The organism is Streptomyces sp. Tue6028, from assembly GCF_002300165.1.
Lineage (GTDB): Bacteria > Actinomycetota > Actinomycetes > Streptomycetales > Streptomycetaceae > Streptomyces > Streptomyces siamensis.
In genome coordinates, this window is sequence record NZ_MLCE01000021.1 from 428,399 (window position 1) to 441,708 (window position 13,310).

General features: G+C 72.8%; 7 protein-coding genes. All 7 read left to right on the plus strand.

All coding sequences use genetic code 11. From position 1 onward, the window contains the following. Window positions 1-128: 128 nt before the first annotated feature. The 7 genes from BKI49_RS20330 to BKI49_RS20360 all read left to right on the plus strand — a co-directional run bounded on the left by BKI49_RS20330 (window position 129) and on the right by BKI49_RS20360 (window position 13,301). The gene (locus tag BKI49_RS20330; RefSeq protein ID WP_095935678.1) at window positions 129-725 is read left to right on the plus strand and encodes a small secreted protein; all 597 of its coding nucleotides are present in this window, start codon (window positions 129-131) and stop codon (window positions 723-725) included. Window positions 726-1,038: 313 nt separating this feature from the next. Further along, window positions 1,039-2,556 (plus strand): DUF7059 domain-containing protein, encoded by a 1,518-nt coding sequence (locus BKI49_RS20335; RefSeq protein WP_095935809.1) that lies wholly within the window; start codon window positions 1,039-1,041, stop codon window positions 2,554-2,556. 216 nt (window positions 2,557-2,772) lie between these two features. Continuing rightward, window positions 2,773-5,052, plus strand: coding sequence for a protein kinase domain-containing protein (locus BKI49_RS20340; protein WP_179332510.1), 2,280 nt, complete (start codon window positions 2,773-2,775; stop codon window positions 5,050-5,052). A 109-nt stretch (window positions 5,053-5,161) separates the two neighbouring features. Next, window positions 5,162-5,359 carry a hypothetical protein gene (locus BKI49_RS20345; RefSeq protein WP_095935680.1) on the plus strand — a complete coding sequence of 66 codons (198 nt, stop codon included), beginning with the start codon at window positions 5,162-5,164 and terminating at the stop codon, window positions 5,357-5,359. Between the two features lie 237 nt (window positions 5,360-5,596). Beyond that, window positions 5,597-8,410 (plus strand): type I DNA topoisomerase, encoded by a 2,814-nt coding sequence (gene topA / locus BKI49_RS20350; protein ID WP_095935681.1) that lies wholly within the window; start codon window positions 5,597-5,599, stop codon window positions 8,408-8,410. A 114-nt stretch (window positions 8,411-8,524) separates the two neighbouring features. Then, entirely contained in the window at window positions 8,525-11,836 is a 3,312-nt protein-coding gene (gene tmk, locus BKI49_RS20355) for a dTMP kinase (RefSeq protein WP_095935682.1), read from the plus strand. 259 nt (window positions 11,837-12,095) lie between these two features. Beyond that, complete coding sequence (locus BKI49_RS20360) at window positions 12,096-13,301, plus strand: DNA polymerase III subunit delta' (protein WP_095935683.1); 1,206 nt, start codon at window positions 12,096-12,098, stop codon at window positions 13,299-13,301. Window positions 13,302-13,310: the final 9 nt, after the last annotated feature.

A 13,310-nucleotide genomic window follows, 5' to 3' on the forward strand; every position in this document is an offset into this window, starting at 1 on the left:
CTGTGCGTGTTCGCGCCCTCTTCGTGAGCCTTCTCTCGCATGGTGCAAAATGCATTATTGGCCCTCTTAGCGGACATTCGGACTGGGGTTGCCGGCCGTGTGGCGTGTATGTTCCGGGGCCGAGGGCCATGGAAGGGACCAATCCGGTGAACAAGAAGCTCACGGCCGCACTGTCCGGCGGTGCGGTACTGATACTGGCGCTGTCCGGATGCAGCAGCGACGACGGTGAGAACGACAAGCTGAACGCCTGGGCCAAGCAGGTCTGCGGCGCCGTGCAGCCGCAGGCCAAGAAGATCGAGGCCGCCAACGCCGCGATCCAGAAGGAGACCTCGGACAACAGCGCACCGGCGGACGTCAGGAAGACGGACTCGCAGGCCTTCCAGGACATGGCCGACGCCTACAAGGCGATCAGCGACGCGGTCGACAAGGCCGGCGCGCCGAACGTCGACGACGGCAAGACCAAGCAGACCAACGCCGTCAAGGAGCTCAACGACCTCTCCGCGGCGTACGTCGACCTGAAGAAGCAGGTCGGCGAGCTCGACACCAAGGACCAGGGCAAGTTCGCCGAGGGCCTCAAGGACATCGCGACGCAGCTCAACAAGCTGAGCAAGAGCGGCAACGACGCGCTGAAGAAGCTCGAGGAGGGCGACGTCGGCAAGGCGATGGCCCAGCAGCAGAGCTGCAAGTCCGCGTCCAGCGGCGCCACGGCGGCCGCCAAGAGCTGACCCCGGACGGCGATCGTTCGACTGACCGAAAGATGGCCCGGTACGCGCGCGCGTACCGGGCCATCGGCATGGGTCCGGGAGTCAGTCGGTGCCCGGGGCCGGCGGGGAGGCCTGGGGCGCCCCATCCTGGATGCCGCCGCCGGTGGACCGCGTCGTCGGCGCCGTAGGCCGCCGGCGACCGTCGGCACAGTACGCCGCCGCGGTCGTAGCCCACGCACCGTCCACAGCTGTCGGCGGGCACCGTCCACAGCCGTCGGCGTGGGCCGTCCACAGGAGTGCGTGCCGGGCGGCGTGAGCGGACACAATGGGAGGCGTGAGTAACACCAGCCTGTCACCGTTGCCCTCGTCCGACCGCGTCGATGTCGCCGCGCGGCTGCGGGACGCCCTGCTCGGCGCCTCCTTCACCGCCGACGGACTGCTCGACCTGCTCGGCGCCCCGGCGTACGCGGCGCTGGCCCGCAGCGAGACCGTCCCCGCACTCCGGGCGACCCGCGGGGACACGCCGCTGGAGACGCTCGTACGCCTCTTCCTGCTCCAGCAGCCGGTGCCGCACGCGCGCGTGACGGACGTGCTGCCGGTCGAGGAGTGTCTGGACAGCGGCTGGCTGACCCGGGTGGGCGCCGACGAGATCGCCGCCACCGTGGACGTCCGCCCGTACGGCGGCCCCGGCGGCGAGGACTGGTTCATCGTGTCCGACCTCGGGTGCGCCGTCGGCGGCGCGGGCGGCATCGGCAGCCGCGACGAAGGCGTCGTGCTCGGCGTCGGCGGGGCCTCCACCACGCTCGCCGGCATCACCGTCCGCATGCCGGTCGCCTCCGCGCTCGACCTCGGCACCGGTTCCGGGATCCAGGCCCTGCACGCGGCGCAGCACGCCACGCGTGTGACGGCCACCGACCTCAATCCCCGCGCGCTGCACATCACCGCGCTCACGCTCGCGCTGTCCGGTGCCCCGGCGGCCGATCTGCGGGAGGGCTCCCTCTTCGAACCGGTCGGCGACAAGACGTACGACCTGATCGTCTCGAACCCGCCCTTCGTGATCTCCCCCGGCGCCCGGCTCACCTACCGGGACGGCGGCATGGGCGGGGACGACCTGTGCCGCACGCTCGTTCAGCAGGTGGGCGACCGGCTGAACGAAGGGGGGTACGCCCAGTTCCTGGCCAACTGGCAGCACGTGGAGGGCGAGGACTGGCAGGACCGGCTGCGCTCCTGGGTGCCGCGTGGCTGCGACGCGTGGATCGTGCAGCGCGAGGTCCAGGACGTCACGCAGTACGCCGAGTTGTGGCTGCGGGACGCGGGCGACCACCGCGGCGACCCCGCCGAGTACCAGGCGCGGTACGACGCATGGCTGGACGAGTTCGAGGCGCGCAAGGTCAAGGCCGTCGGATTCGGATGGATCACGCTGCGCCGGACGTCGGCCGCCGCCCCCTCGGTCACGGTCGAGGAGTGGCCGCACCCCGTCGAGCAGCCGCTCGGCGAGACCGTGCGGGCGCACTTCGACCGCGTCGACTTCCTGCGCGCCCACGACGACGCGGCCCTGCTCGCGGGCCACTTCAGGCTGGTGGCGGAGGTCGTCCAGGAACAGGTCGGCCTGCCGGGCGCGGAGGACCCGGAGCACGTGGTGCTGCGTCAGCACCGCGGAATGCGCCGGGCCACCAAGGTGGACACGGTCGGCGCGGGCTTCGCGGGCGTCTGCGACGGCACGCTGAGCGCGGGCCGGATCCTCGACGCCATCGCGCAATTGGTCGGTGAGGACCCGGTGTTGCTGCGCGACCGGACGCCCGCGCAGATCCGGCTGCTGGTGGAGCAGGGATTCCTCGAGCCTGCCGTGTGAGGGACCGTCACCCCGGCGGCCGCCCGCGGCGCCGGGGACGGCGGAGGCGTAGTTCCTGAGACGTATTCGCACCTCTGAGCCGCATGTGCCCGTTCTGACGGGATTGGACAGGATTGGTCAGTAAAAGGGCTCCTGTCGGTGGCGCGTGCGAGGCTACCTTCAAGAGACGGATTCCACGCGTCCTCGGGGGAGGCGCGCTGTCTCGGGGGAGGCGTGATGGGGGATACGCCGGATCAGGGTGCGGGCCGGGTCATCAATGGCCGATATCGGCTGCTGCGGACGCTCGGCGCGGGCGGAATGGGGCGCGTATGGCTCGCGTACGACGAGGAGTTGGCCTGCGAGGTCTCCATGAAGGAGATCGCGCTGCCGGACGCCCCGGTGGACACGGCCGAGCCCGCGCAGCGCATCGCGCGGGCGCGCAGCGAGGCCCGGCACGCGGCACGCCTGCGCGGGCATCCCCATGTGGCCACCGTGCACGACGTGGTGGTGCACGAAGGCCTGCCGTGGATCGTCATGGAGTACGTGCCGGACGCGGTCGACCTCCAGGACGTCGTGCGGCGGGCGGGTCCCCTGTCGCCCGCGCAGGCCGCCCGGGTCGGGCTCGCCGTTCTCGACGCGCTGACCGCCGGACACCGGATCGGCATCCTGCACAGGGATGTGAAACCGGCCAACATCCTTCTGGCGCCCGACGCTTCGGGCGACCCCCACGCACGCGTGCTGCTCACCGACTACGGGATCGCGCTCCAACCGGAGTCCCGCGAGCCGCGGCTCACCGCCACGGCCGGCATCCTCGGCACACCCGGATACCTGGCTCCCGAGCGGGCCCGCGGCGAGCCGCCCACCCCGTCCGCCGACCTCTTCTCCCTGGGCGCCACGCTGTACGCCGCGGTCGAGGGCCGGGGTCCTTTCGACCGCCACGGCGAGTACGCCACGCTGACGGCCCTGCTCGCGGAGGAGCCCACCCCGCCGCTCCGGGCGGGTGAACTGACGCCCGTCCTCAACGGATTGCTCGTCAAGGACCCCGTGCGCAGGTCTTCGCCGGAGACGGTCGGGCGGGGGCTGGAGCGGGTGTTGCGCGGCTCGTCCGGCGCGGGGCCCGGTGCGTCTGCGGGGTGGGGAGCGACGCCCGGACAGGGGCCGGTGCCGGGTGAATTCGGGCCCGCTCCCGGGTCCTACGGCGGCGCGTATCCCGGCCATCCCGCCGGTCCGTACGCGGACCGGCCGAGCGGCCCGTACGGCGCCCCGGCGAGCGGCCCGTACGGGGTCCCGGCAGGAGGGCCGTACGAGGTCCCGGCGGGAGGGCCGACGCCGAACACCCCGGGCGTGCCACGCACCCCGGCCACCCCGCAGACCCCGGGGGTGCCACCGGCGCCGAACACCCCGCAGACGCCCGGCGACCCGGCCGTCCCCGTGGCGGGCCCGGCATCCGACACTCCCGCGGCGGGCGGCCCCGTCACACCGGGTGGTCCGCCGGGATTCGGCCACGGCGCCTCGTCGCCGTACGCCGCCTGGAACCCGCCGGCCCAGCAGCCCGCGTACGGCGGTTCCGGCAATCCCTACCTGGGCGGTGGTCCCGCCGCGCTGCCCGCCGCCCGACCGGGCCGCAAGAGGCCGGCCGGCGTGATCGCCCTTGTCGTGGCCGCCGTTCTCGTGATCGCCGGAAGCGCCTGGGCGGCCGTGTCGCTGAGCGGCGGCGACGGGGAGAAGGAGGGCGCCGTGGCGAAGAAGGGCCCGTCCTCCACGGCGAGCACGCCGCAGCCGACGGGCCCGGTGTACCCGTACGGAGAAGAGGCGGGCCTCACCGACCCGTTGAGGGCCGGTGACTGCGTGAAGGCGGTCTGGTCGGGCACCCCGTTCGAGTCGGTGCCGAACCTGGGCGTGGTGGACTGCGCCGAGGACTGGCCGGACGGCCAGGTCGTGGCCGTCGACACGGCCGGCGACTACGCCGACGCCCGGGCCGCGGGCGCGACCCGCTGCGAGCGGCAGACCCGGCCCGTGGCCACCGCCCTGCCCGACGCGGGCTCCTACGCCCTCGTGCCGACGAAGGCGGGCTTCACCGCGGCGGACGGAGGTACGGCATGTCTCGTACTCGGCAGGCATGTCCCCATCGGGGGCGAACTGGCGCGGTTCCGGGACCAGGACATGGACCTGTACGCCGCGCAGATGGCCGTGGGCGACTGCTGGACGTACGTCGACAAGGAGGGCGACAAGTTCTCGTCCCTCCTCACGGACTGTGCCCGGCCCCACACCGACCAGGTCGTCGGATTCGTCACCGCGCCCGAGGACATGGAGTACAAGAAGGGAATCGACAACGGCGGAAAGCTCTGCAGCAACAAATTCGAGTCGAGTTGGGCGCCGGGTCCGGAGCTGAAGACCTACGGATGGCTGGGCGACGAGGAGGACTGGAACGACGGGTTCACCACCATCGTGTGCACCGTGGGCCGCGCCGACGAGAAAAAGACGAGCGGAAAACTACCGACGCCGGGCACCGTCTGAGCGGGCCATGGGATGCCGGACGCCCTGCGTTCACCGTGGGTTCGCACGGGCGCTTCCGGGGCGTGCCAGCCTCCCGATCCGGAGCACCCGGGGGCGGAAGGACGATCTCATGGAAAGCGGACCGGCGATCTTCGTGGGGACGGTGTTCGCCCTGTTCGGAGGCGGACTGCTGGCCTGGACGACGGTCCGGGTGCGGCACGGCGAGCCCGTCGCCCACGGTGTGAACCGCGTCGCATCGGCGGCCCTCGCGAGCGTCGCCGGAACGGGTGCGCTGGCACTCGGGATGTGGTGTTTCACGCGCGCGTGAGCACACCGGTTCCGGTAACTGGGAGGTCACACTCCGGATAGGCCGGAAAGACCTGGTCGGCACTCCGGGCGGCAGGAATGGCGGTAGTCGGGTTACCGTTCGAGTGGCCGTTGCGGGCTTTTCCCGTTTGACACGGGGGCGGGATGTACCGTCACACTCCGCAGCGTCAGCACGACCCGACCCCCGGGAGCCAGAACCCGGGGAGCCCCCTCGCGTCGACCGGAGAGAAGAGCGAAGTTGTCCCCGACCAGCGACACCGCAAATGGCGGCCGCCGACTCGTCATCGTCGAGTCGCCTGCCAAGGCGAAGACGATCAAGGGCTACCTCGGCCCCGGCTATGTCGTCGAAGCGAGCGTCGGGCACATCCGTGACCTTCCCAACGGCGCCGCGGAGGTGCCCGAGAAGTACACCGGCGAGGTGCGCCGCCTCGGCGTGGACGTCGAGCACGACTTCCAGCCGATCTACGTGGTCAACGCTGACAAGAAGGCCCAGGTCAAGAAGCTCAAGGACCTGCTGAAGGACTCCGACGAACTCTTCCTCGCCACCGATGAGGACCGCGAGGGCGAAGCCATCGCGTGGCACCTCCTCGAGGTCCTGAAGCCCAAGGTCCCGGTCAAGCGCATGGTGTTCCACGAGATCACCAAGGACGCGATCCGCGAGGCCGTCGCCAACCCGCGCGACCTGAACAAGCGCATGGTCGACGCCCAGGAGACCCGCCGCATCCTCGACCGCCTCTACGGCTACGAGGTCTCGCCCGTCCTGTGGAAGAAGGTCATGCCGCGGCTGTCGGCGGGCCGCGTCCAGTCCGTGGCGACCCGGCTCGTCGTCGAGCGGGAGCGCGAGCGCATCGCCTTCCGCTCCGCCGAGTACTGGGACCTGACCGGCACCTTCGGCACCGGCCGGGCCGGCGACCCGAGCGACCCGTCCACCCTCGTCGCCCGTCTCGCGACGGTCGACGGCAAGCGCGTCGCCCAGGGCCGCGACTTCGACTCGCTGGGGCAGCTCAAGAGCGCGAACACGCTCCACCTCGACGAGGCGAACGCCCGCGCGCTCGCCGCCGCCCTGGAGAACACCGACTTCTCGGTCCGCTCGGTCGAGTCCAAGCCGTACCGCCGCTCGCCGTACGCGCCGTTCCGTACGACGACGCTCCAGCAGGAGGCCTCGCGCAAGCTCGGCTTCGGGGCCAAGGCCACCATGCAGGTGGCGCAGAAGCTGTACGAGAACGGCTTCATCACCTACATGCGTACGGACTCCACGACCCTGTCCGACACGGCGGTCACCGCCGCCCGTGCGCAGGTCACGCAGCTGTACGGCGCCGACTACCTGCCGGCGCAGCCGCGTACGTACGCCGGGAAGGTCAAGAACGCGCAGGAGGCGCACGAGGCGATCCGCCCCTCGGGTGATCGTTTCCGCACGCCCGCCGAGACGGGGCTGACCGGCGACCAGTTCAAGCTGTACGAACTGATCTGGAAGCGCACCGTCGCCTCCCAGATGAAGGACGCCACCGGAAACAGCGTGACGGTGAAGATCGGCGGCACGGCCGCCGACGGCCGCGACGCCGAGTTCAGCGCGTCCGGCAAGACGATCACCTTCCACGGCTTCCTGAAGGCGTACGTCGAGGGCGCGGACGACCCGAACGCCGAGCTGGACGACCGCGAGCGCCGGCTGCCGCAGGTCAACCAGGGTGACCCGCTCTCCGCCGAGGAGATCACGGTCGACGGGCACGCCACCAAGCCCCCGGCCCGCTACACCGAGGCCAGCCTGGTCAAGGAGCTCGAAGAGCGCGAGATCGGCCGCCCGTCGACGTACGCGTCGATCATCGGCACCATCCTCGACCGCGGCTACGTCTTCAAGAAGGGCACGGCCCTGGTGCCGTCCTTCCTCTCCTTCGCCGTGGTCAACCTCCTGGAGAAGCACTTCGGGCGGCTCGTCGACTACGACTTCACCGCCAAGATGGAGGACGACCTCGACCGCATCGCGCGCGGCGAGGCCCAGGCCGTGCCGTGGCTGAAGCGCTTCTACTTCGGCGAGGGCGACGCGACGGGCGCCGCCGAGGCCGGGAACGGCGACGGCGACCACCTCGGCGGCCTCAAGGAACTCGTCACCGACCTGGGCGCCATCGATGCCCGCGAGGTGTCGTCCTTCCCGGTCGGCAACGACATCGTGCTGCGCGTCGGCCGCTACGGCCCGTACATCGAGCGCGGTGAGAAGGACGCCGAGAACCACCAGCGCGCCGATGTGCCCGAGGACCTGGCCCCCGACGAGCTGACGGTCGAGCTCGCGGAGGAGCTGCTCGCCAAGCCGAGCGGTGACTTCGAGCTGGGCGCCGACCCGGAGACCGGCCACCAGATCATCGCCAGGGACGGCCGCTACGGCCCGTACGTCACCGAGGTGCTCCCCGAGGGCACCCCGAAGACCGGCAAGAACGCCGTCAAGCCGCGTACGGCGTCGCTGTTCAAGTCGATGTCCCTCGACACGGTGACGCTGGAGGACGCCCTCCGGCTGATGTCCCTGCCGCGCGTCGTCGGCGCGGACGCCGAGGGCGTCGAGATCACCGCGCAGAACGGCCGCTACGGGCCGTATCTGAAGAAGGGCACGGACTCGCGCTCCCTGCAGTCCGAGGACCAGCTCTTCACGATCACGCTCGACGAGGCGCTGGAGATCTACTCCCAGCCCAAGCAGCGTGGCCGCGCGGCCGCCAAGCCGCCGCTGAAGGAGCTCGGCGAGGACCCGGTCAGCGGGAAGCCCGTCGTCGTCAAGGACGGCCGCTTCGGCCCCTACGTCACCGACGGCGAGACCAACGCGACCCTGCGTTCGGGCGACAGCGTCGAGGACATCACCCCGGAGCGCGGCTACGAGCTGCTCGCCGAGAAGCGCGCCAAGGGCCCGGCCAAGAAGACCGCGAAGAAGGCGCCCGCCAAGAAGGCGCCCGCCAAGAAGGCCCCGGCCAAGAAGACGGCGGCCAAGAAGACGACGGCTTCGAAGACGGCCGCCAAGAAGGCCCCGGCCAAGAAGACCGCCGCGAAGAAGACGGCGGCCTCCGAAGGCTGAGACCCGGGGGCTCGGGCTCCGGACACGCGTACGCCCCTACACCATCCGGTGTGGGGGCGGCCGTATGTTCGGGCACCCCTTCGGGGAGTCAGCGGGTCCGGATAGGCTTGCAGGATGACGCGAGCCGAGCAGCCAACGGCCCACCATCCCGCCCCCGACGACGCCCTGGTCGCGGACTCCCGCGAGCGCGCCGTCCGCGCGCTGCTGCGCCAGCCGCAGCTGAAGCGACTGTGGAGCGCGCACCTGGTGGGAGGTGTCGCGGACGCGCTGGCCCTGCTGGTGCTCGTCGTCCTGGTCCTCCAGGCGGCGATCAGCGAGGGCTCGTTCGGCGGTGGTTATCGCGGTGCCGCCCTCGCCGTGGCAGCCGTCTTCGGCGCCCGCATCCTCGCCACGCTGCTCTTCGGAGCCGTGCTCCTCGGGCCGCTCACCTCGCTGACCTCGCCGGACGGGCCGCTCGACCGGCGCTGGACCATGGTCGGCGCGGACGCGCTGCGGGCCGTGCTGCTCATCATCGCGCCGCTGTGGATCGACTGGACCCCGGAAGACGCGCTCGCCGTCCTCCTCGTCACCGCGTTCGTGACCGGGACCGCCGAGCGGTTCTGGACGGTGTGCCGGGAGAGCGCGGCCCCCGCCCTGCTGCCCGCACCGCCGCTGGAGGGCGCCTCGGTGCGCCCGCTGCCCGACCACATGGACGCGCTGCGGCGCCTGTCGCTGCGTACGGCGTTCCTGTCGGTGCCGCTCGCCGCCGCCACGCTCGTCGTCGCGTCGCTGGTCAACAACCTGCTGGGCGCCGGGATCGTCTGGTTCGACCAGCACCAGGCGGCGCTCGCCTCGTATGTCGCGGCCGGACTGTTCGCCGCGTCGCTGTCGGTGCTCACCTTCCTCGAACTGCCCGACGCGCGCACCCCGCGCGCGCGGTCACCCCTCGAAGGACTGCGCCGCCCCAAGACCGGCACCGGCGTCGACAAGGGCCGCACCGGGGCGATCCCGCTGCTCGTGATCGCCTGCGCCGCGGTCGCCGGGGCGATCTCCGCAGCCGTCGCCGTCTGCGTGCTGCACGCCAAGGACCTGGGCGGCGGCCCGGTGACGTACGGACTGCTCGTACTGGCCCTCACCGGAGGCGTCGTCGTCGGCATCCGTACGGCGCCGTCCGTGCTGCCGTCGCTGTCCCGGCGCAGGCTGCTCGCACTGGCCATCGCCTGCACCGGCGTCGCGCTGCTCGCCGCGGGCCTCGTCCCCGACGTCACCACCGTGCTGCTGCTCCTCGCCCTCGCGGGCGTCGGCGCCGGCATCGCCGCGAACACCGGGCACACCCTCCTCGACCAGGAGACCGAGGAGTACCGGCGCCCCCGCACCACCGAGCACCTGCACGCCGTCGTACGGGTCTTCGTGGCACTCGGCGCGCTGATGGCGCCCCTGGTGGCCGCGGGGATCGGCCCGCACCGCCTGGAGAACGGCAAGTTCGTGTTCGCGCACGGCGGCGCCGCCTTCACGCTGATGCTCGTCGGCGCCCTGCTGCTGCCCGTCGCCGTGGTGGTGCTCGCCAAGGTCGACGACCGCTCCGGAGTGCCGCTGCGGCACGACCTGCGTGACGCGCTGCGCGGCGGCGACGACCCGGCCCAGACGCCCGCCACGAGCGGGTTCTTCATCGCCCTGGAGGGCGGCGACGGAGCCGGCAAGTCCACCCAGGCGGAAGCGCTCGCCGAGTGGATCAGGTCCAAGGGCCACGAGGTCGTGGTCACCCGGGAGCCGGGCGCCACCCCGGTCGGCAAGCGGCTGCGCTCCATCCTGCTGGACGTGTCGTCGGCGGGCCTCTCGCACCGCGCCGAGGCCCTGCTGTACGCCGCCGACCGTGCGGAGCACGTCGACACCGTCGTGCGGCCGGCCCTGGCGCGCGGTGCCGTCGTCATCTCCGACCGGTACATCGACTCCTCGGTCGCCTACCAGGGCGCCGGCCGCGATCTGTCGCCGACGGAGGTCGCCCGCATCAACCGGTGGGCGACGAACGGACTCGTTCCGCATCTGACCGTCCTGCTGGACGTGTCGCCCGAGGCGGCCCGCGAGCGGTTCACCGAGGCGCCGGACCGGCTGGAGTCGGAGCCCGTCGAGTTCCACACGCGCGTGCGGTCCGGCTTCCTGACCCTCGCCGCCGCCGACCCGGGGCGCTACCTGGTCGTCGACGCCTCACAGGAGCCCGAGGCGGTCACCACCGTCGTCCGGCACCGGCTCGACATCATGCTGCCGCTGTCCGAGGCCGAGGTGAAGGCGCAGGAGGAGGCCCGCAAGGCGGCCGAGGAGGAAGCCCGGCGCAAGGCCGAGGAAGAGGCCGCCCGCAAGGCCGAGGAAGAGCGGCTGGAGCGCGAGCGCCAGGAGCAGCTCGCCAAGCTCCGGGCCGAGGAGGAGGAGCGCAAGCAGCGCGAGCTGGAGGAGGCGCAGCGGCGCGAGGCGGAGCGCCAGGCCGAGGAGGCCCGGCAGCGCGCCGAGGACGCGCGCCGTCGTGCCGAGGAGGAGCGGGCACGGCAGCTCGCCGAGGAGCAGGCCCGCGCCGCCGAGGAGGAGCGACTGCGCAGGCAGGCCGAGGAAGAGGCCCGGCTGAGGGCCGAGGCGGACGCGCGTCGGCTGGAGAAGCAGCGGAAGGCCGAGGAGGCCTTGCTGCGGGCCGAGGAGGCCCGGCGGGCGGCGACGCAGGCCGCGGCCACCTCGACGGCGGCGGCCGCTTCCGCGGAGGCTGCGGCCTCGTCCGTGGCTCCGACCGTCTCTCCCTCCGCCGCCCCGGAGACGTCGGCCGCGTCGTCGGGCACGCGCCCGGGAGCCGCTTCGGACAACGAGACGACGGTGCCCACCCCGGTGGTGACCCCGCCGAAGGCCTCGGACGGACCGCGGGACGACGAGACGACGGTGCTGGCGCCGGTGCGGGACGAGGAGGACCGGTCCGCCGGTTCGCGAGCCGAGTCCGGCTCCCGTCGGCGGGCCGGTTCCCGCTCCGACAACGAGGAGACGGCGAAGCTGCCGAAGCCGCCGGTGCCGCAGGGTGCCGCCGACGAGACGGCCGTACTGCCGCCGGTCACTCCCGGAGCGGCCGACGAGACCGCGGTGATTCCGCAGGTGGCTCCGGGTGCCGCCGACGAGACGGCGGTCCTGCCACCCGTACGGGAAGGGCGCGCCGGTACCCAGGCCGGGGACGCGACGGACCGGGTGCCGCCGGGATTCTTCCGGGACGAGCGGCCGGCCCCGCGGGCGGACGGCGCCGACGACCGCACGCGTGAGCTGCCCCAGGTCGACGAGGAGGGCGCCGCGCGCCGGCGGCCCCGCTCCGACTGGGCCGAGGAGACTCCGCTCGACGACCTCCCGACCCTGGCGGACGAGCTGCTCGGCCCGCGCGAGGACGAGGACCGGGACGAGGGACGGGGCGGCCGCCGCCGCTGACGGCCGGCGTCCGGCACCGGCCGGCGACCACTGCGGGACGGGCAGGGGAGTCCCTCCGACCCGCAGGGGGCGGATGACCGGTGGTGGCGCGAGCGCCGGCGCGGCACCCGCCGTGGTCGGCGGGACCGCATCCCGGCGCGGGTGAAGGCGGCGGGTGAGGCGGCAGCCCGGGACGATCCGTCCCGGGCGGGGCCGAATGTCAGTGGCGACCCGCACAATGGACGCGGCGAGGCAAAGTGCGACGAAAGGGCGGTGCCCCATGCCCGTGTGGGACGACCTGGTGGGCCAGGAGAAGGTGAGCGAGCAGCTCGCCGCCGCCGCCCGGGACGCCGACGCCCTCGTCACGGCGGCCGCCGCGGACGCTCCGGCTCCCGAGGCGTCCAAGATGACGCACGCATGGCTGTTCACGGGCCCGCCCGGCTCGGGCCGTTCCACGGCGGCCCGGGCGTTCGCGGCGGCGCTCCAGTGTGTGAGCCCCGACCGCGCGCTCGGCGGAGTCCCCGGCTGCGGTTTCTGCGACGGCTGCCACACGAGCCTGGTGGGCACCCACGCCGACGTGGAGATCGTCCGTACCGATCTCCTCTCCATCGGTGTGAAGGAGACCCGTGACCTGGTCCGCCGCGCCCAGATGTCGCCCGCAGGGGGGCGCTGGCAGGTCATCGTCCTGGAGGACGCGGACCGCCTCACGGAAGGCGCCGGCAATGTCCTGCTGAAGGCAGTCGAGGAGCCCGCTCCCCGCACGGTCTGGCTCTTGTGCGCCCCGTCCGTCGAGGACGTCCTGCCCACCATCCGCTCCCGCTGCCGCCTGCTCACCCTGCGCACCCCGCCGGTGGACGCGGTCGCCGACATCCTCGTGCGCCGTGACGGCATCGAGCCCGACGTGGCGGCCGCCGTCGCGCGCGCCACGCAGGGCCACATCGGACGGGCCCGCCGTCTCGCCACCGACGCGCGCGCGCGGGAGCGACGGGCCGCCGTCCTCAAGCTCCCGCTGCGGGTCGGCGACGTCGGCGGCTGCCTCAAGGCGGCCCAGGAGCTGATCGACACGGCCTCCGAGGACGCCAAGCAGCTCGCCGAGGAAGTCGACGTGAAGGAGACGGAGGAGCTGAAGGCCGCCCTCGGTGCGACCCAGGGCGGCCGCATGCCGCGCGGCACCGCCGGCGTCATGAAGGAGCTGGAGGACCGGCAGAAGCGGCGAAGAACGCGTACGCAGCGCGACAGCCTGGACCTGGCCCTCACCGACCTCACCGGGCTCTACCGCGACGTACTGGCGCTCCAGCTCGGCTCCCGTCTGGCTCTGGCCAACACGGAGGTGGCGGACACCCTGGAGCGGCTGGCCCGCGCCGGCACCCCGGAGTCCACGCTGCGCCGCATCGACGCGATCGCCGCGTGCCGGGAGGCCCTCGACCGCAATGTGGCTCCGCTGCTCGCGGTGGAGGCGATGACCATGGCGCTGCGCGCGGGCTGACGCCGCCCG